The organism is Cellulomonas marina (assembly GCF_900111925.1).
Taxonomy (GTDB): Bacteria; Actinomycetota; Actinomycetes; order Actinomycetales; family Cellulomonadaceae; genus Cellulomonas; species Cellulomonas marina.
The window spans coordinates 40,570-60,458 of sequence record NZ_FOKA01000008.1 but is presented as its reverse complement, the minus strand read 5'-3'; the positions used below and the strand labels follow the sequence as shown (position 1 = coordinate 60,458).

14 protein-coding genes are annotated in these 19,889 nt (G+C 74.6%); 5 read left to right on the top strand and 9 right to left on the bottom strand.

What is annotated here, in order from left to right; genetic code table 11:
• Positions 1-62 precede the first annotated feature (62 nt).
• Positions 63-4,151: an endo-1,4-beta-xylanase gene (locus BM048_RS09970; RefSeq protein ID WP_175499472.1), complete on the top strand. Its 4,089-nt coding sequence runs from the start codon at positions 63-65 to the stop codon at positions 4,149-4,151.
• 82 nt (positions 4,152-4,233) lie between these two features.
• Here the strand turns inward: BM048_RS09970 and BM048_RS09965 are convergent, their stop codons facing one another.
• Positions 4,234-5,631: a dihydrolipoyl dehydrogenase family protein gene (locus BM048_RS09965; RefSeq protein WP_239078586.1), complete on the bottom strand. Its 1,398-nt coding sequence runs from the start codon at positions 5,629-5,631 to the stop codon at positions 4,234-4,236.
• A 356-nt stretch (positions 5,632-5,987) separates the two neighbouring features.
• On the opposite strand from BM048_RS09965, the gene BM048_RS09960 reads away from it, so the two are divergent.
• Complete coding sequence (locus tag BM048_RS09960) at positions 5,988-8,162, top strand: DEAD/DEAH box helicase (protein ID WP_090032831.1); 2,175 nt, start codon at positions 5,988-5,990, stop codon at positions 8,160-8,162.
• Positions 8,163-8,244: 82 nt separating this feature from the next.
• On the opposite strand, the gene BM048_RS09955 is transcribed toward BM048_RS09960, so the two are convergent.
• The 7 genes from BM048_RS09955 to BM048_RS09925 all read right to left on the bottom strand — a co-directional run bounded on the left by BM048_RS09955 (position 8,245) and on the right by BM048_RS09925 (position 16,530).
• Positions 8,245-8,448, bottom strand: a complete 204-nt coding sequence (locus BM048_RS09955) for a hypothetical protein (RefSeq protein WP_090032829.1) — start codon at positions 8,446-8,448, stop codon at positions 8,245-8,247.
• A 210-nt stretch (positions 8,449-8,658) separates the two neighbouring features.
• A complete protein-coding gene (locus BM048_RS09950) occupies positions 8,659-8,952 on the bottom strand; it encodes a hypothetical protein (RefSeq protein ID WP_090032828.1) in 294 nt (97 codons plus the stop codon).
• Between the two features lie 178 nt (positions 8,953-9,130).
• Positions 9,131-10,702, bottom strand: a complete 1,572-nt coding sequence (locus BM048_RS09945; RefSeq protein ID WP_090032826.1) for a glycoside hydrolase family 43 protein — start codon at positions 10,700-10,702, stop codon at positions 9,131-9,133.
• Positions 10,699-13,113 (bottom strand): beta-xylosidase/alpha-l-arabinosidase, encoded by a 2,415-nt coding sequence (locus BM048_RS09940; protein ID WP_090032968.1) that lies wholly within the window; start codon positions 13,111-13,113, stop codon positions 10,699-10,701. Before BM048_RS09940 ends, BM048_RS09945 begins: the two co-directional genes overlap by 4 nt.
• Before the next feature lie 199 nt (positions 13,114-13,312).
• On the bottom strand, positions 13,313-14,203 hold the full coding sequence (locus BM048_RS09935) for a carbohydrate ABC transporter permease (protein ID WP_090032825.1): 891 nt from the start codon (positions 14,201-14,203) through the stop codon (positions 13,313-13,315).
• A complete protein-coding gene (locus tag BM048_RS09930) occupies positions 14,203-15,219 on the bottom strand; it encodes a carbohydrate ABC transporter permease (protein WP_090032824.1) in 1,017 nt (338 codons plus the stop codon). Before BM048_RS09930 ends, BM048_RS09935 begins: the two co-directional genes overlap by 1 nt.
• Before the next feature lie 9 nt (positions 15,220-15,228).
• Positions 15,229-16,530 carry an extracellular solute-binding protein gene (locus BM048_RS09925; RefSeq protein WP_090032822.1) on the bottom strand — a complete coding sequence of 434 codons (1,302 nt, stop codon included), beginning with the start codon at positions 16,528-16,530 and terminating at the stop codon, positions 15,229-15,231.
• A 211-nt stretch (positions 16,531-16,741) separates the two neighbouring features.
• On the opposite strand from BM048_RS09925, the gene BM048_RS09920 reads away from it, so the two are divergent.
• From BM048_RS09920 to BM048_RS09910, 3 genes are read left to right on the top strand one after another with little or no spacing between them, the layout of a single operon-like run.
• Positions 16,742-17,317: a VIT1/CCC1 transporter family protein gene (locus BM048_RS09920; protein ID WP_090032821.1), complete on the top strand. Its 576-nt coding sequence runs from the start codon at positions 16,742-16,744 to the stop codon at positions 17,315-17,317.
• A gap of 52 nt (positions 17,318-17,369) precedes the next feature.
• Positions 17,370-17,915 carry a Cys-tRNA(Pro) deacylase gene (gene ybaK / locus BM048_RS09915; protein ID WP_090032820.1) on the top strand — a complete coding sequence of 182 codons (546 nt, stop codon included), beginning with the start codon at positions 17,370-17,372 and terminating at the stop codon, positions 17,913-17,915.
• Positions 17,912-18,667, top strand: coding sequence for a YggS family pyridoxal phosphate-dependent enzyme (locus BM048_RS09910; protein ID WP_239078587.1), 756 nt, complete (start codon positions 17,912-17,914; stop codon positions 18,665-18,667). Before ybaK ends, BM048_RS09910 begins: the two co-directional genes overlap by 4 nt.
• Positions 18,668-18,750: 83 nt before the next feature.
• Here BM048_RS09910 and BM048_RS09905 read toward each other — a convergent pair whose 3' ends face one another.
• Positions 18,751-19,776 carry a lipoate--protein ligase family protein gene (locus BM048_RS09905; RefSeq protein ID WP_090032967.1) on the bottom strand — a complete coding sequence of 342 codons (1,026 nt, stop codon included), beginning with the start codon at positions 19,774-19,776 and terminating at the stop codon, positions 18,751-18,753.
• Positions 19,777-19,889: the final 113 nt, after the last annotated feature.

The following is a 19,889-nucleotide window of genomic DNA, read 5'->3' as shown; positions in this document are numbered from 1 at the left end:
CCACCGCACGGTCACAGGGGCAGCGACGCCCCACGCGCGGTGCTCGCGAGGGAGCGAAGCGGATGACCTCTGCACGACCACCACGCCGGACCCTGGGAGCGGGCGTCGTCGCGCTCGCCCTGGCGGCCGGCACCGTGCCCGCCACGGGCCTCGTCGCCCCGGCGGCCGACCCCGTCCCCGTCCTGACCACGGACTTCTCGGACGGCACCTGGGCCCCCTGGACCCAGAACGGGGACGCGACCCTGTCGGTCGTCGACGTCGAGGGCGACCCGGCCCTGCTCGTCGCCGGGCGCGCCGCCGACTACGACGGCATCAAGACGCCCCCCGGGCTGCTCGCACCCGGCGGGCAGTACACGTTCACCATGGACGTCCGGCTCGCCGAGGGCACGGCCGGCAGCGCGGGCGTGCGGTTCGTCGCCGAGCCCAGCTACACCTGGATCGGCCCGACCACGATGACCGCCGACGCCTGGACCACGGTCACGGGCACCTACACGGTCCCGGCGGACGCCGACCCGGCCACCGCCCGCGTCTACCTGGGCACGGACGCCCTCTCGACCGGCCCGGAGGCCTACTCCTACCTCGTCGACGACATCGCCATCACGGGCACCGCCACCGACGGCCCCTGGACGCCCACGCCTGACCCGTCCTTCGTCCCCGGCGGGGCGACGAACCCGGTCGCCACGCCCGTCACCGCCGCGCGCGGGACCGGCGACGTCGCGGCCCTCACGTTCGACGACGGCCCCAACCCCGGCGAGACCGACCGCCTGCTGGACTTCCTCGCGGCGAACGAGCTCACGGCGACCTTCTGCGTCATCGGCCAGAACATCCAGGCCGAGGGCGGTGCGGCGCTGCTGCGCCGGATGGTCGACGAGGGCCACACCCTGTGCAACCACACCACGTCCTACGCGGACATGGGCGCCTGGGGCGAGGCCGAGATCGAGGCCGACCTCAAGGCCAACCTGGCGGTGATCCGCGAGGCGCTCGGCGACCCGGCCTACCCGGTCCCGTACTTCCGCGCCCCGAACGGCAGCTGGGGCAGGACCCCCGGCGTCGCGGTCGCCCTGGGGATGCAGCCGCTCGGCGTCGTCAACGTCATCAACGACTGGGAGACCCAGGACGAGGCGACCCTCACGACGAACCTGCGCGCGGCGCTGAAGCCCGGGGAGCTCGTCCTCGTGCACGACGGCGGCGGTGACCGCACCGCGAGCGTCGCGGCGGTGGAGACCGTCGTCGGTGAGCGCCTGGCGGAGGGCTGGACCTTCGGCCTGCCGGCGGGCGGCGTCACCACCACCACGGGCCCGGTGCTCGTCAGCGACTTCGAGGACGGCCTCGGCCCCTGGGTGCCCCGCGGCGACGCCGACGGCGACCCGGTCGTGGCCGTGACCACCACGCAGGCGCACGGCGGGGCGCAGTCGGCGCTCGTGTCCGGCCGCACCACGCAGGGCGACGGCATCGGCGTCGACCTCACGGGCCTGGTGTCCGCGGGCACGACCTACGAGATCAGCGCCTGGGTGCGGATGGCCGACGGGTCCGCCGCGGACGACGTCTGGCTGAGCCTGGCGCGCACGGCGGGCGGCACCACGTCCTACGACACGGTGGCCCAGCTGCCCGACGTGACCGCCGGGGCCTGGTCCGAGCTCACCGCCACGTACACCGTGCCGGAAGGCGTCGAGAGCGCGTTCCTCTACCTCGAGACGTCGTACAACGGCGGCGGGTCCGACCCCTTCCTCGTCGACGACGTCACCATCGCGCCGCAGGGTGCCCCGGTCGTCGAGGAGCGCACCCCCCTGAAGAGCACCGTCGACTTCCCCGTCGGCGTGGCCATCGACTCGCGCGAGACGAACGGGGCGGCCTCCGAGCTGCTGCTGCGGCACGTCGACCAGATCACGGGCGAGAACCACATGAAGCCCGAGGCCTGGTACGACGAGGAGCGCGCGTTCCGCACGCACCCCGAGGCGCAGGCCCTCATGGCCTTCGCCCAGGAGGAGGACCTGCGCGTCTACGGCCACACCCTCGTGTGGCACAGCCAGACGCCGGCGTGGTTCTTCCAGCACGAGGACGGCACCCCGCTCACCACGGGCGAGGCCGACAAGGCGCTGCTGCGCGAGCGCATGCGCACGCACATCACGTCCGTCGCCGAGGCCCTCAGCACCGGCGGCGGGTACGGCCTGTTCGGCTCGCCGGAGAACCCCGTCGTCGCCTTCGACGTCGTCAACGAGGTCGTCTCCGACGGCCGCGGGGAGGCCGACGGGCTGCGCCGCTCCGAGTGGTACCGGGTCCTGGGCGAGGAGTTCATCGACCTCGCCTTCCGCTACGCCGACGAGGCGTTCAACGGGACGTACGCCGCCCCCGGCGCCGACCGCCCCGTGACGCTGACCATCAACGACTACAACACCGAGCAGGTGGGCAAGCAGGGCCGCCTGCACGACCTCGTCGAGCGCCTGCTGGCGCGCGGCGTGCCCGTGGACGCCGTCGGGCACCAGTTCCACGTCAGCCTGGCGATGCCGGTCTCCGCGCTGGAGGACGCGATCGTCGCCTTCCAGGACCTGCCCGTGACGCAGGTCGTCAGCGAGCTCGACGTCACGACGGGCACGCCGGTGACACGGGCGCTGCTCGTCGAGCAGGGCTACTACTACCGCGACGTGTTCCGGGTCTTCCGCGAGCACGCCGAGGACCTGTTCTCCGTGACGGTCTGGGGCCTCACGGACGGCCGCAGCTGGCGCAGCGCCAACGGCGCCCCGCTGCTGTTCGACGACGCCCTGGCGGCGAAGCCCGCCTTCCTCGGCGCCGTCGACGAGGAGCTGCCCGCCCCCCTGCGCACGGCGCTCGCCTTCGCCGGCGACGTGCCGCTCGACGGCGCGGCCACCACCGCCCCGGCGTGGGCGCAGCTGCCGCTGCAGGAGGTCGCCGGCGCGACGGGCTTCTCCGTCCGCTGGAGCCCCGACCACCTCACGGCCCACGTGCGCGTGGAGGACGGCGACGTCGAGGCGGGCGACGCGGTGACGTTCACCGTGGGCGACGCGACGACGACCGTCGGCCGGGACGGGACGGTGACGTCCGGACCGGGGACCGCCGTCGCCTCGCCGGTCGAGGGCGGCTGGGCCGTCGTGGCGCACCTGCCCCTCGCCGCCGCCGCCGAGGGCGACCTCGTCGCCTTCGACGTGCGCGTCACGGACGGCGCCACCACCACGGGCTGGGCCGGCGAGGGCGACACGGGCACGCTGACGCTCGTCGAGCCGCTGTCGGTCACGCAGGTGGTCCAGGCGCCGCAGGCGCCGTCGGTCGACGGGGTCGTCGAGGCCGCGTGGGCCACGGCCACCTCCTTCCGCACCGAGAAGACCGTCTCCGGTGCCACGGACGGGGCGCGGGCGACGGTCCGGACCCTGTGGGAGGGCGACACGCTGTACCTCCTCGCCGAGGTCGCGGACCCGACGCTGGACGCCACGGGCTCCGACCCGTGGATCCAGGACTCCGTGGAGGTCTTCCTCGACGCGGGCAACGTCAAGAACGGGCCCTACCGGTACGACGACACCCAGATCCGCATCTCCTACGAGAACGCGGTCTCGTTCGGCACCGGCGACGAGGCGTTCCAGCAGGCCCGCGTCACGAGCGCGACGCAGGTGGTCGACGGCGGCTACGTCGTCGAGGCCGCGATCGGGCTCGTCGACCAGGGCGGGCTGGGCACCTTCCACGGCCTGGACGTGCAGGTCAACGACGCGACGGCCGGTGCCCGCACCGCCGTGACGTCGTGGGCCGACCCGACCGGCCTGGGCTACCAGACCACCGAGCGCTGGGGCGTCGCCGAGCTCGTCGGCCCGCCGGCGGAGCCGGAGCCCGTCCTCGACCCGGTGGTCGAGGTCAGCCAGGTGATCGTGTTCGGCGGCGACCGGGTCGCGGTCGCCGTGACGGGCTACCGCCCGGGCACCACGGTCGACCTCACGCTCCAGGGCCTGTGGCCCTCGCAGCGGGTGCTCCCGCTCGGCGCGGTGCAGGTCGGCTCCGACGGCACCGGCACCACGACGGTGACCATCCCGCGGCGGGCCGGGGTCGGCCTGTACGCGATCACGGGGACGCAGGACGACCTGCGCGCCGCCGACGGCGTGCTCGTCCTGCCGTCGCGGCCGTCCTGGCTCGGGTCGGCGGCGCGCTGACCGCCTGAGCCGTGACCGCGCGAGGCGCGGCGTCCCCGGACAGGGGGCGCCGCGCCTCGTCGCGCGAGCCGTGCCGCCGACGTCAGCGGACGGCCGGGACGTCCAGCAGCCGTCGCGCCGCCACGCCCACCGCCGCGGTGTACGTCGGGTACGCGAACTCGACCCGCGCGAGGGTGGCCACGTCCACCCCCGCGGCCATCGCGGTCGTCACCGACTGGATGACCTCCACCGCGCTCTCCCCCACCGCGTGCGCCCCCAGCAGGTACTCGCGCCGCCGGTCGGCGACGAGCTTGAGGAAGCCCCGCGGGCGGTCGTCGATGACGGGTCGCTCGAGCTCGGCGAGCTCCACCAGCGCGACGACGCAGTGCTCGTCGCGCTCGCGCGCCTGCTCCTCCGTGAGCCCGACGTCGGCGTAGTCGGGGTCGGTGAACCCGCCGGCGGGCAGCAGGTGGTGCGGAGCCCGGACGGTCGTGCCGAGCACGGCGTTGCGGGCGGCCGCCTCCGCCTCGGCGTTCGCCGCCTGCACGAGCATCGCGGTTCCGTTGGCGTCGCCCGCGACGTACACGTGCCCGACGTTCGTCGCGAGGTACTCGTCGACCGGGATGCGCCCCCTGCCCACCTCGATGCCGGCGGCCTCCAGTCCGAGGCCCTCGACCGAGGCGGGCCAGCCCGCGCACATGAGCACCGCGTCGACGACCACGTCCTCGTCGCGCCCGTCCGCGCGCCAGCGCAGCCGGATGCCGTCGTCGGTGCGCTCCAGCGCGGTGACGGTCTCGACCCCCGCCTCGACCCGGACGCCCTGCTCGCGGAAGGCCCGCGTGACGTGCGCCGAGACGTCCGCGTCCGTCTGCGCGAGGATCCGGGGCGCCACCTCCACCAGCGTCACCTCGCTGCCGAACGCGTTGAAGATCGTCACGAGCTGGGCGCCGGTGTTGCCCGCGCCGATGATCCCCACGCGGCGCGGCAGCTCCGGCAGGTCGAGGACGTGCTCCGGCAGCGTCGCCAGCTCCGCACCCGGCACGGGCAGCACGCGCGAGTGCCCCCCGACGCAGAGGACCACCCGCTCGGCGCGCACCTCGCTCGTCGTGCCGTCCGCGGCGGTGACGACGAGGTCGTGCGGCCCGACGAACCGGGCGCGGCCGTGCAGGACGTCGACCCCGGCGGCGGCGAAGCGCCCGAGGTCGTCCTTCGACCCGCGCACGCGCTCCACCGTCGCGCGCACCCGCTCCACCGTCCGCGGCCAGTCGATCTGCTGCTCGGTCACGGAGATCCCGTACGCGTCGGCCGTCCGGACCTCGCGCATGAGCCGGGCCGTCTTGGCCAGCACCCGGGTGGGCACGCAGCCGGAGTTCACGCAGGTGCCGCCGGGCGGGCCGGACTCGACGACGGCGACCCGGGCGCCGAGGTCGGCCGCGCGCAGCGCCGCGGCCGTGCCGGCGGGTCCGGCTCCGACCACGAGGACGTCGTAGGCATCGCTCACGGCGACGACTCTCGCCGGTGACCGCCGCGCCGGCCACGCGGACGGCGCCCGTCCCGACACTGCGTCCTCACCCGCCTGCCAGGAACGCCCGGCGTGGCCGATTGCCCGCCGGGGCGCCGGACGTGACACCATCGGGGACGAGCACGCACCGTCGGCCCGGACACGGGTGCCGGCACCACGACGAGCCGCGTGACGAGCAGCGCGACGAGCGCCGTGGCGGATCCGTCCACGAGCGCGCCGGACCGCCTCGTCCGGGCGGCGTGCGCCGCGGCACGCCGCGCCGCCGACACCGGAGCGGCCGGCCGCCGCGGGCGGCGTGGGCCGTGCCGTGGCGCGCGCCCGCAGAAGGAGGAGATGTGGCACGACCAGGCCGACAGCGGTCGGGCGGCGCCCGCACGGAGAACGGCGCCCAGCGCCGCCGTCCGGTGCGTCCCGCCGAGCGCGGGCTCATCCCGGTGCTGTCCGGGATCGCGCGCGACGTCGACCGCGCGGTGCAGCGCCCGCCGGTCCGCGCGGGCGTGCGCACGCAGTTCCAGGTCGTCGCCCTGCTCGTGCGCCAGGAGCGCGCGCGCCTGCTGTCCGACGAGGGACCCTCGGGCTCCCGCCGCGCGGCGCAGCTGAAGCAGCTCGACGCCGTCGCGACGTCCCTGGCCACCACCGCCGCGCGGGACACCTCGCTGCTGGCGCTGCTGGCCGAGGACGCCCCCGTGTCGGAGGCGGCGCGGGCCTACACCCGGACCGTGCTGCGCGCCGGCGGGCAGGAGCCCCCGGAGGAGCCGGAGCCGGCCGCACCCGTCGCCCCGGCGCCGGACGCGGAGCCGGCAGCGGCACCCCGGACCGTCGTGCCCCGGTCCGTCGTCGCGCGGCGGCTCGCCAACCCCTTCCTCGCCCCCGACTTCGAGGCCGCCGCCGAGCGGGTCCTCCCCCGCCCGCGCCGGCTGGCCGGGTGGGAGCTGCTCGAGCCGCTGTTCCGCTCCTTCGAGCAGGCGGGTGCCGGCGCGCCGGCCTGCATGCCGCTGCCCGACGCCCGCCCCGTGCCGACGCCCCCGGGCCGCGAGCTCATGCCCCACCAGGCCCAGCTCGTCGCGGCCGCGGCGCGCGGCCACCGCACCTTCCTCCTGGCCGACGAGCCGGGTCTCGGCAAGACGGCCCAGGCCCTGCTGGCCGCGCGCGCCGCCGACGCGTACCCGCTGCTCGTCGTCGCGCCGAACGTCGTCAAGACGAACTGGGCGCACGAGGTGGGGCTGTGGACGCCGCAGCGCCGGTCCACCGTGGTGCACGGCGACGGGGAGGACATCGACGGGTTCGCCGACGTCGTCGTCGTCAACTACGAGCTCCTCGACCGCCACGTCGGCTGGCTCGGCGAGCACGGGTTCCGCGGGATGGTCGTCGACGAGGCGCACTTCATCAAGAACACGGGGTCCCAGCGCTCGCGGCACGTCCTGGCGCTGGCCGACCGCATCCGCGAGCGCCAGGGCCGCCCGCTGCTCATGGCGCTCACCGGGACGCCGCTCATCAACGACATCGAGGACTTCCGGGCCATCTGGCAGTTCCTCGGCTGGATCGACGAGACCATGCCGCGCGGCGCGCTGCTGACCGCGCTCGAGGAGACCGGGCTGACGCCCGCCGACCCGGGCTTCGCCGCCGCGGCACGGTCGAGCGTCATCGACATGGGCATCGTGCGCCGCCGCAAGGTGGACGTCGTCGAGGACATCCCCGCCCGCCGGGTGGCCGACCTGCCGGTCGAGCTCGACGGCGCGGCGGGCCGCTCGATCCGTGCCGCCGAGGCGGCGCTCGCCCGCCGCCTCGTGCAGCGCTACCGCGCAGCCCTCGAGATGCGCGTCGGCGCCGCCGCGGCCGCCTCCCACGGGCACGACCTCGACCGCGAGCTCGTCCGGCGCGTCGCGGCCGCCGAGCTGCGCGAGTCGAGCGGCGAGACGGGCGGCGAGAACGTGTTCTCGCTCGTGCGGCGCATCGGCCAGGCGAAGGCCGGGCTCGCCGCGGACTACGCCGCGCAGCTCGCGCGCAACGTCGGCAAGGTCGTCTTCTTCGCCAAGCACGTGGACGTCATGGACGCGGCCGAGCAGACCTTCGCCGACCGCGGCATCCGCTACGCCTCCATCCGCGGCGACCAGACGACGAAGGTGCGCGAGCGCAACGTCGCCGCGTTCGTCGAGGACCCGGACGTCGCCGTCGTGGTGTGCTCCCTCACCGCGGCCGGCGTCGGCCTGAACCTGCAGGTCGCCTCGAACCTCGTCCTCGCCGAGCTGTCCTGGACCGACGCGGAGCAGACGCAGGCCATCGACCGCGTGCACCGCATCGGCCAGACCGAACCCGTCACCGCCTGGCGGGTCGTCGCCGCCCACACCATCGACCAGACCATCGCCGGCCTCATCGACAGCAAGAGCCACCTGGCAGCGCGGGCGCTGGACGGCGCGGAGGACCTCGACGACGACGCGGCCACGTCCGTGCAGCTGGAGGCCCTCGTGCGCCAGCTCACGGACGCCCTCGCAACCGAGGGCGTCGTCTGACGCCGACACCGGCCGCGGACCGGGCCCCGACGACCTGGACGGAGCCCGGGGCCGGTCCTCGGTCGAGGACCGGCCCCGGCTGTCACTCGGCGGGTGCGTCCGCTGCCGCGTCGTCCGCCTGCTCGTCGTCCGTCGCCCCGTCGCCGCCGTCGTCCGCGGTACCGGAGCCGCCGGTCCCGGCGCCGTCCTCGAGGACCTCGGGCGCCACCTCCTGCTCGAGGGTCGGGTAGCCGTAGCCACCCTCCTCGGTCGCTCCGGCGGCCCCGCCCTGCGGTGCGTCACTCATCGGTCACCCTCCTGCCCTGCCTGGACCAGCGCGGACCAGATCGGGATCATCGTCAGCGCCCGGGCGGGGCCGCGCCACCCGAACCAGATGTCGAGGAAGCGGGCCGACGGTGGGTGGGAACCGCCGGCTCGCCGTCGTGGAGTGCGGTCCCTGACACCGCAAGACGGGTCGCCGCCGGCTCCGGGTCGGCGCTTCCGTCCTGCCTGAGCGTCACCGCCCCCGCGCCGAGAGCAGGACGGCGACGAACGAGACGTAGCTCGCGAGTGCCAGGAGCCCGGTCGCCTCGACCAGACCGGACGGAGCCCTCAGCGCGTGGAGCGCGCTGCAGGCAGCAAGGAGGAGCCAGCAGAGCGAGTGCCCGTACCGGAGGACCAGATACCTGGCTCCCGTGCTTCCTGCCGCCTCCTCGGGCACGACGAGGAGGAACACGACGGCGACCGCCAGCGCCACGATGCAGCCGACGGCACCTGCGAGCACCCGGTGCGACTCGAGGAACTCCAGCACGACGACGGACCGTAGCAGTGGCCCACGTCGTGGTGATGAGGGAAGGGATCGCCGCAGCAGGCTCAGCGCGTCGCGCCGGGCAGCGTGTGCCCCGGGCGCCCGACAGGCGAGCCAGGCGCCATAGCGCTCCACGGCACCGTCGGGACGCCCGTTCGAGGAGCGTCCGACGGGCCGTCGATCAGCGGTCGAGGGGCTGCAGCGGGTCGTACGCGAAGCGCTCCACCCTGACGGTCGAGTCGGTCGGGCGCCCGGCGCTCGTCGCGACGACGCCCAGCCACAGACCGACGAAGCCGCCCGTGGCGACGCTGTCCAGCGTCGTGCCGTCCGCCACCGCGACGACGACGTCGTCGCCCGCCTCCTCCACGACGAGGCCGTACTCCTGGCCCCGCACACGGAGGCCCAGCGTCAACCCGCCGTCCACCGGCCGTACGACGGTCTCACCGAGCACCGTCTCCACGCCGCCGCGCCGGTGCACGGCCCGGACGACGAACGCGTCGCCCCCCGGTGTGGCCATCAGCGTCACGTGGTCGCGCTCCGACTGCCGCACGACGAGGCCGGCGCTCTCCCCCGCCGCCAGACCGCCGAGGTCAAGGACCGCGCGCACGTCGACGTCCACGTGCTGCTGACGGACGCCGAGGAACGCCGGGGTCGTCGCGTCGGCCAGCGTCGAAGGACGCACTGGCAGCAGCCAGCCGTCCCCGTCGGCCGTCGCCACCGACGTCACCGGCGCGCGCAACGCCGTCCACCGGGGGTCGCCCGGCAGCACCGGGCCGCCGGGCACGACCTGCGGGACGCCCGCCGGCGCGGTCGGCTCGGCGAACGGCACCTCGACCTCGTGCGGCACCCGCCCGAGGCCCGGCGCGAAGACCGGCCAGCCGTCCTCCCACGTCACCGGCACGAGGAAGGTCTCGCGGCCGAGGTTGTGGTGGTACCCGCCGTAGGGCCGCATGCCGAGCAGGACGGCCCACCAGGAGCCGTCGACCGCCTCCACGAGATCCGCGTGCCCCACCCCGACGACGTCGCCGCCGTGGCCCAGGTGCCGGTGCGTGAGCACGGGGTTGCCGGCATAGCCCTCGTACGGTCCCGTGACGTGGTCGGCCCGCGCCACGCACACCGCGTGGTGGAACTCCGTCCCGCCCTCCGCGGCCAGCAGGTACCAGCGGCCGTCCTTGGCGAACAGGTGCGGCCCCTCCGCCCAGACCGCACCGCGCACGGCCCCCGTCCACAGCACGTGCTCCGGCCCGACGAGCCGCATGGAGGACCGGTCGAGCTCGCGCAGCCAGACCTCCGTCTGCTGCGGCCACTCCGGCTCGGCGACGAGGCGCGTGCCGTGCACCCACATCCGCCCGTCCTCGTCGACGACGAGGGACGGGTCGATGCCGGCCGTCGCCAGCCAGAAGGGGTCCGACCAGGGACCGGCCGGGTCCGACGCCGTGACGATGAAGTTGCCGCCGCGCGTCGGGTCCGTCTGGTCGACGAGGGTGCACACGACCCAGAACAGCCCGTCGTGGTGCCGGATCGTCGGCGCGTAGAGACCGCCCGAGGAGGCGAGGCCCTCGTAGTCGAGCATCCCCTCCCGGTCGACGACGTGCCCGACCTGCGTCCAGTGCGCGAGGTCGCGGCTGTGCAGCACCGGCAGGCCTGGGACGTACTCGAACGTCGAGGTGACGAGGTAGTAGTCCTCCCCCACCCGGCAGATGCTCGGGTCGGGGTACGTCCCGGGCAGCAGCGGGTTGGCGACGAGGGTCACGCGGAGGTCACCGTCGCGCGGACCAGCCGCTCGTCGGAGGTGGTCACCTCGTGCACCGCGCCGGTCAGGCGGACGAGGGCACGGGCCGTGGCCGTGCCCGGGATCTCCCGCTTCTCGGCCTGCTTCTCGTTGCTGATCGCCCCGCCGGTCATGTCCCGCATGTCCGCCGCAGGGGTCGTGGCGCCGGCGTGCGAGCCGACCCAGACCTCGACGTCACCCGGCTCGACGACCTTGACCAGGCGCCGGTCGGAGAAGGCCAGGCGCGTGGCCGGCACGCGGAACGTCACGCGGCGCGACTCCCCCGCCGCCAGCGCCACCCGTGCGTACCCGAGGAGCTGCACCACCGGCCGCGTCACGCTGGCGACGACGTCGTGGCCGTACAGCTGCACGACGTCGACGCCGTCGACCTCGCCGGTGTTCGTCACGGTCACCGCCGCGTCGAAGGCCCCGTCCGTACCGGCCTGCTCGTCGACGACGAGCCCGTCGTAGGCGAACGTCGTGTAGGCCAGGCCGAAGCCGAACGGCCGCAGCGGGGTGGGGTCGGTGGACGTCACGTCCGACGGCCCGCCCAGCACCGGGTGCAGGTACGAGTAGGGCTGCGCTCCCCCGGACCGCGGGAGCGACACCGGCAGGCGCCCGGAGGGGTTGGCCCGCCCGATCACGAGGTCCGCGACGGCCAGGCCGCCGCCCTCGCCCGGGAAGAAGGCCTGCAGCACCGCGGCGGGGCGGGGGCCCTCGCCCTCGAGCGCCCAGCCGATGGCGTAGGGCCGTCCCGTGAGCAGCACCATGACGACCGGGGTGCCCGAGCCGACGACGGCCTCGACGAGCGCCCGCTGCACGCCCGGCAGCTCCAGGCTGTCCACGTCGTTGCCCTCGCCCACCGTGCCGCGGCCGAAGAGCCCGGCCTGGTCGCCGACGACGACGACCGCCACGTCGGCGGCGGCCGCGGCGGCCACCGCGTCGGCGAAGCCGGAGGTGTCGTCGCCCTCGACCGTGCAGCCCTCGGCGACCAGGAGCTCGACCGGCGCCGCGCCCGTGCTGGCGGACACCTCGCCCAGGACCTGCTCGAGCGCCTCGCGGACCGTGGGGATCGCGAAGCCGAGCTCGTGGTCGGGGTGGTGGGCCAGCACGTGGTTGGCGAAGGAGTAGCAGCCCTGCAGCGCCTCGGCGCGGTCGGCGTTGGGGCCGACGACCGCCACCCGACGCGGCGCGACCGTCCAGCGGTCCAGCGGCAGCACGCCGTCGTTCGCCAGCAGCACCACCGACTCCGTGGCGAGGCGGCGCGCGAGGTCCTGGTGGTGCGGCGTGTCGAGGTCGACCACCGTCGGCGGCTCGTCCTCGAAGGCGTTCGGGTCGAGGAGGCCGAGCTCCTCCTTCTGCGCGAGGGCGCGCAGCACCGCACGGTCGACGTAGGCCTCGTCGAGCTCGCCGGTGCGGACCTTCTCCGCCAGCGGCTCGAGGTACGCGTCGCCACCCGGCAGCTCCACGTCGATGCCGGCGACGAGGGCCTGCGCCGCCGCGTCGCCACGCCCGGCGGCCACGCGGTGCATGACCTCGAGGAACGCCACCGCGAAGTAGTCCGAGACGAAGACGCCCGTGAAGCCGAGCCGCTCGCGCAGCACCCCGGTCAGCAGCCCCGGCGAGGAGGCGACGGGCACGCCGTCGATCTCGGCGTAGGAGTTCATGACGGACCGGACGCCGCCGTCCACGACCGCCATCTCGAAGGGCGGCAGGAAGACGTCGAGCACCTCGCGCATGCCCGCCGACACGGGCGCGTGGTTGCGCCCGGCCCGCGAGCCGGAGTAGCCGAGGAAGTGCTTGAGGGTGGCGTGCACGCCGGCGCCCTGCAGACCGCGCACGAAGGCGGTGCCGACGGTCCCGACGAGGTACGGGTCCTCCCCGATGCACTCGTCGACGCGGCCCCAGCGCGGGTCGCGCACGACGTCCAGCACGGGCGCGAGACCCTGGTGGATGCCCAGCTCGCGCATGGAGCCCCCGATCGCGGCCCCGACCTCGGCGACGAGGTCCGGGTCGAAGGACGCGCCCCACGCCAGCGGCGTCGGGAAGGTCGCCGCCCGCCACGCCGCGAGGCCCGTGAGGACCTCCTCGTGCACCAGTGCGGGGATGCCGAGGCGCGTCTCGCGCTTGAGCCGGCGCTGCTCGGCCCAGAGCCACGCCGCACGCTCGACGGCGTCGACGGGACGGGTGCCGTAGACGCGGGTGTAGTGGCCCAGCCCGTGCGCCGTGATGTCGGCCAGGGAGACGCCCTCCGAGGCGGCGGCCATCTCCCCCTGCATGGGGGCGACGACGTTCCCGCCCTGGTCCAGCCAGTACCCGACGATCTGCGCGAGCTTCTCCTCGAGCGTCATCCGGGCGTGCAGGGCGCGGACGCGCTCCGACACCACGGGCATCGCCGGGACACCGGCGGGGGTGGTCGCTCGGTCGACGGCAGTCTCGACGGCTGGGTCGACGGCACGGTCGGGCACGGCAGGGCTCCTAGCGGGCAGGTGCAGGTGGGTGGGCGGCAGGTGTGCCGCGGCAGCGGGCGGCGACGCGCGCGGATCGGCGCGGCCGGTGACGGCGGCGCGGGGCGCCGCCGCCCGCTGCGGGTCAGCCCTTGACGGCCCCGGTGAGGCCGCCGACGATCCGCCGCTCGAACAGCGAGAAGAAGACGAGGGCCGGGATCATCGACAGGGAGGTGAAGGCCAGCACGCGGGCGGTGTCGACCGAGTACTGCGACGCGAACGCCTGCACCCCGAGGGGCAGCGTGTAGGACGTCTCGTCGTTGAGGATGAAGAGCGGGAGCATGTAGCTGTTCCAGCTCGCGATGAACGCCAGGATGCCGACGGTGACGACGCCCGGGATCGACAGCGGGATGACCATCCGGAAGAAGAAGCCGAGCCGGCTCGAGCCGTCGATGGCCGCGGCCTCCTCCAGCTCCTTCGGGATCGCCCGCAGGAACGGCACCAGGATGATGACCGTCGTGGGCAGCGCGAACGCGATCTGCGGGAGGATGATCCCGCCGAGGGTGTTCTGCAGTCCCAGGCCCCGGATGAGGATGTACAGCGGCGTGATGGCCACCGTCATGGGGAACATCAGGCCCGCCGCGAACAGCGAGTACATGGCGCCCCGGCCGAAGAAGCTGTACCGGGCCAGGACGAAGCTCGCCGCCACGCCCAGGACCACGACGCCGACCGTGGTGGCCACGCCGCAGATCACCGAGTTGGTCACCTGGCGCCAGAAGATGGAGCTCTCCAGCACCGAGGAGTAGTTGCCGAGCTGCCAGGTCGTCGGGAAGCCCGACGGGTCCGTGGTGATCTCGGCGTTCGTGCGGAACCCGCCGATGATGATGTAGAGGACGGGTCCGATGCAGATCCCGACGAGCGCGAAGGCGACCACGTAGGTCACCCAGCTCGCACGGCTCAGGCTGGGTCGACGCCGACCCGAGCGCGTGGGGCTCGCGGACGTGGGGCTGAGGGGGGGCGCGGTGAGCGTCGCCATCACTTCTTGCCTTCCGTGAGGGCGCCCTCGGTGTCGCGTCGCAGCACGAACCGCTGGTAGGTCAGGGCGAGGACCAGGGAGATGAGGAACAGCACCACGGCGACGGCGTTGCCGAAGCCGTAGTTCCCCGCGTTGCGCCCGTTGGCGACCATGTACGTGGCCATGGTCGACGTGCCGGCGGTGGAGGCGACGTACTGGCCCCAGATGATGTAGACGAGGTCGAACAGCTGCAGCGCGCCGATCATCGACAGGAACGCCCAGATGCGGATCGTCGGGCCGAGCAGCGGGAGCGTGATGCGCCGCTGCGTCTGCCAGTAGGTCGCGCCGTCGATGGCCGCCGCCTCGAACAGCTCCTCCGGGATGGACTGCAGCCCGGCGAGGAAGAGGATGACGGCGAAGCCGATGTACTTCCACGTGATGATGAGCATGAGCGACCAGATGGCGACCTTCGGGTCGGACAGCCAGTCGACCGTCCACTCCGGGAAGCCGGCCTTGACCAGCAGGTCGTTGACCGCGCCGTTCGTCTGGAGCATGAGGCCCCAGCCCGTCCCGACGATGACCTCGGAGACCACGTAGGGCACGAAGATGAGGACGCGCACGAGGGAGCGGCCGCGCATCTTCTGGTTGAGCAGCAGCGCCAGGAGCACCGCCGCCGGCCCCTGCAGGACCAGCGACAGGACCACGATGACGGCGTTGTGCTGCAGCGCGTCGATGAACGTGCTGTCGCGGAAGATCGTCAGGTAGTTGTCCAGCCCGGCGAAGTCCGTGGGCGGCCCGAAGCCCTTCCAGCGGAAGAAGCCGTAGTACGCGGCCAGCAGGACCGGGAACAGCACGAACGTGACGAACATGAGGATCGCGGGTCCGGCGAGGACCCCGATCTCGAGGCGCTTGCGCCAGTCCGCCTGGCCGCGCCGGCGGGCCGGGGACGGTGCCGTGCGGGCACCGTCCCCGACCGCCGTGCCGCGCTCGGGCGGGGGCGTCACCGCGAGGGAGCCCTCGCGCGAGGCGTCGACCATGGTGAGGGACTACTCCTTGGCCGCGGCGTCGTTCACGGCCGCCACGACGCCGGCGGCGTCGGACTGGCCGGCGAGCAGGTTGACCACGCCGGTGTTGAGCGCGTTGCCGACGTTCTGGCCGTACAGCGTGTCGAGCCAGAGGGAGATGTAGGGCGCCTCGTTGTAGGTGGCGAGGATGTCCTGCAGGGCGGGGGTGTCGACGACGCCCTGCGCCTCCTGGCTGGCGGGCAGCGTCTGGAACGCCTCCGCGTAGCCCTCCTGGTACTCCTTCTGCACCGCGAAGTTGAGGAAGTCGGCGCAGGCCGGCGGGGCCTCGGCGGAGCAGGAGAAGCCGTCGGCGCCGCCCATCATCGCGCCGGGCTCGCCGTCACCGCCCTCGACGGCCGGGAAGGGGAACCAGCCGAGGTCGGCCAGCGGCTGCTGGTCCGGCGTCAGCGAGGCGATGACGCCCGGGTTCCACGCACCCATGAGCTCCATCGCGGCCTCGTGGTTGGCGAGCAGGCCGGCGGACGAACCCGCACCCTGCTGGGCCGAGGTCGTGAGGAAGCCGTTGTTGAAGGGCTCGGTCTCGGCGAAGGACGCGAGGTCCTCACCGGCCTTCTCCCAGCACGGGTCGTCGAAGGACCGCTCGGCCGCGGCGCTCTCCAGGGTCTCCTGCGAGCACGCGCGCAGCGCGAAGAAGTAGTACCAGTGCGCGGCGGGCCAGGCGTCCTTGGCGCCGAGGGCGATCGGCTGGATGCCGGCGGCCTTCAGCTTGGCGACGGCGTCCTCGAGCTCGGCCATCGTCGTGGGCGTGCCCTCGATGCCGGCCTCCGCGAAGAGGTCCTTGCTGTAGTAGATGCCGCCCGGGAGGATCGACATCGGCATGCCGTAGATCTTGTCCTCGAGCGTGAAGGCCGCGAACGAGGCCTCACCGAGGGCGGCCTTCGTCTCGTCCGTGATCAGGTCCGTGAGGTCCTGCGCCTGCCCGGCCTCGACCACGTCGGCGAGCTTGCCGCCGCCACGGGCCATGAAGATGTCCGGCGCGTCGCCCGAGTTCAGGGCCGTCTGCAGCTTGCCGTCCATGTCCTCGTTCTGGATGGCCTGGATCGTGATGGTCGTGCCCGGGTTGGCCTCCTCGAACGCGGCGACCGTGCTCTCCCAGTACGCCTTGCCCTCACCGGTGGTGGAGTTGTGCCAGAACGTCATCTCGCTCGAGCCGTCCTCGCTGCCCGAGCCGCCGCCGGAACCGCCCGAGCAGCCGGCAGCCAGGAGGGTCACGCTCGCGCCGAGCGCGACCGCCAGCGCCGCGCCCCTGTTCTTCCTCATCATCGTGGAGTCCCTTGTCGTCGTCGACGGGTGGCAGTTGCCTGTCGGGGAGGACTCTCGCAAGCACAGGCGGGTGATGTCAAACGTTTTCGATAACGGTGTCGTCACGATGGCGAGACGTCACCCGCACAGGTGAGGCTGCCCTGCGTCGTGCCTGCTCAGGGCAGCCTCGCCTGCGGTGACAGACGTCGCGCGGACGCCTAGCGTCGGCCGCATGGCCCTCCTCGCACCGGCCCGGACGCCCGTCCGCACCGCCGCCGACCTCAACCGCCTGCGCGCGGCCGTGCTCGGGGCGAACGACGGCGTCGTGTCCGTCGCGGCCGCCGTGCTCGGCGTCGCCGGGGCCGCCCCGGCCGCCCACGTCCTGGTCGTGGCGGGGGTCGCGGTGCTCGTCGGCGGCGCCCTGTCGATGGCCGCCGGCGAGTACGTCTCCGTCAGCAGCCAGCGCGACGCGGAGCGGGCGGCGGCCGCGGCCGGCGCCACGCGCGCCGACCGCACGCTGGACGACGAGGAGCACGTCAACCCCTGGCAGGCGGCGCTGGCGTCGTGCGCCGCGTTCACCGTCGGCGGGCTCGTCCCCCTGCTCGCGGTGCTCGTCGCCCCCGCGGGTGCGCTCCGCCTGCCGGTCACGGTCGTCGCCGTCGTCGCCGCGCTCGTCCTCACCGGCGTGCTCAGCGCCCGCTTCGGCGGCGCGCCGGTGGTCCGTGCCGTGCTGCGCAACGTGCTCGGCGGCGGCGTCGCGATGGCGGTCACGTACGGCGTCGGGACCCTGGTCGGCTCGGCCCTCTGAGGACGCGCCGGACGGCCCGGACGCGCGCCGGCGGCGGCCCTACCCTGGCCCCGTGACGAGGAGGGCTGCCACGAGAACGGGCACCGGCACCGGCGCCGGAACCGGCACCGGTACGGGCGGCACCCCGGCGACCCGCCTCCTCGCCGAGCACGGCGTCCCGCACCGCGTCCACCCCTACGCGCACGACCCGGGCAGCACGGTCGGCTACGGGCTCGAGGCCGCGGCCGTCCTCGGCGTCGAGCCCGAGCAGGTCTTCAAGACCCTGGTCGCGACGGTCGACGGCGACCTGTGGGTCGCCGTCGTCCCCGTCAGCGGCCAGCTCGACCTCAAGGCGCTCGCGCACGCCGCCGGCGGGCGGCGGGCCGTCCTGGCCGACCCGGCGGCCGCCGAGCGCGCCACGGGGTACGTCGTCGGCGGCATCTCGCCGCTCGCGCAGCGGCGGGCCCTCCCCACGGTGCTCGACGAGACCGTGTGGCTGTACGACGAGGTCTACGTCTCCGGCGGCCGGCGCGGGCTGGACGTCAGCCTGCCGCCGGCGGACCTCGTCGCGCTGACCGGTGCGCGCGTGGCCGACATCGCGCGGCCGGGTCGCCCGTGAGCGACGACGGTGTGGCCGAGGTGGCCGCGCGGCTCGCCGCGGCGCGCCGCCGGCTGCGGGCCGCCGAGGCGTCGGCCGGGCGCCCGCCGGGGTCGGTGCGCCTGCTCCTGGCGACGAAGACGATGGAGGCCGCCGTGGTGCGGGCGGCCCTCGTCGCCGACCGGGACGGGACGGACCGGCCCGCCGGCGAGCTCCCCGTCCTCGTCGGGGAGAACCGCGTCCAGGAGCTCGTCGCGAAGGCGCCGGAGCTCGCCGACCTCGCACCCGGCTGGCACGTCATCGGGCCGCTCCAGTCCAACAAGGTCAACGCCGCGCTGCGCTGGGCGGCGTGCGTGCAGTCCGTCGACGACCTCGCCCTCGCGGAGCGGCTGCAGCGGCGCTGCGAGGCCGTCGACCGGACGCTCGAGGTGCTCGTCCAGGTCAACGTCTCCGGTGAGGCGACGAAGAGCGGCGTGCCGCCCGCGGCGGCGGCCGACCTCGCGGTGCGGGTCGCGGCGCTGGACCGGCTGCGGCTGCGCGGGTTCATGACGATCGGGGCCCGCAGCCCCGACGAGGGCGTCGTGCGGGCGGGCTTCGCGGCGCTGCGCGACGTGCGCGACGAGGTGCTCGCCCGCGGCGCCCCGGGCACCGCCGACGCCGGGGAGCTGTCGATGGGGATGAGCGGCGACCTCGAGGCGGCCGTGGCGGAGGGCGCCACGCTCGTGCGCCTCGGCACGGCGGTGTTCGGCGCCCGGCCCGCTGCCCCCGCCTGAGCCGGCCGTCCGCACCCGGTCCGGGCGCCGCGGGACCCGGGCCGACGCCGACCAGGACCGCGCGCCACCAGGGCAGGCACAGCTCACGGCACGCGGTACGTCCACGACGGATCGGTGAACTTCGTGCGGCGCAGCTCCTCGGCGCGGTCGAGCTCCTCGCGCCGCAGGGCGCCGTCGACCGTCCGGTACCGCTCGCGGAAGTGGGCCTTGAACGCCTCGATGACCTCCACCCGCGGCATCTGCGTCTGCGAGCGCACGGGGTCCACGCGGCGCACGGCGCTCGTCGTGCCCTTGTCCGAGAGCTTCTCGCGGCCGATGCGCAGCACCTGCAGCATCTTCGCGGCGTCGATGTCGTAGGACATCGTCACGTGGTGCAGCACCGCGCCGCCGACCATGCGCTTCTGCGCCGACCCGGCCAGCTTGCCCGCGGGCGAGGAGATGTCGTTCAGGCCCGTCGTCGTCGCCCGCACCCCCACGTCGGCCAGCGCCCCCAGCACCCACTGGTTGAGGAAGGCGTACGACTCCTCGTAGGTCATCCCGTCCACCAGCGAGGACGGCACCACCAGCGAGAACGTGATGCAGTTGCCCGCCTCCATGAACATCGCGCCGCCGCCCGAGATCCGCCGGACGAGCTCCACGCCGAAGCGCTCCGCCGCCGCCAGGTCCACCTCGTTCCGCACGGACTGGAACGAACCGATGATCACGGCGGGGTCCTCCCACTCCCAGAACCGCAGCGTCGGCCCCCGCCGGCCCTGCGCGAGCTCCTCCGTGAGCACCTGGTCCAGCGCGGTGTGCAGCGCCGGCGGCAGGACGCCCGGGTGCAGCAGCTCGAAGGCGTGGTCGTCCCACCCGGTCGACCAGCCGAGCGCCCGCCGCACCGCCATCGCCACGGCCCGGGCGTCGAACCCGACCATCGCGACAGGCGCCGGCACGGCCCCCGTCGCCTCCGCCTGCCGCAGCGCGTCGGTCACGGCGCCCGTCAGCGCGGCGACCCCCGCGTCGGCCCGCTGCCCGACGAGCGCCGCCGACAGCACGTCGAGCGCCTCGTCGGGCTCCAGGAAGAAGTCCCCGCTCACGGCGGCGCGCGTGATCGTGCCGTCCGCGACCATGAGGTCCACCGCGACGAGCTTGCCCCCCGGCACCTTGAGGTCGCCGTGGTGCTCGCCGTCGAGGTGGTCGAGGGGCTGCGGCGTGCTCACCCCGCCACTGTAGGCAGCAGGGG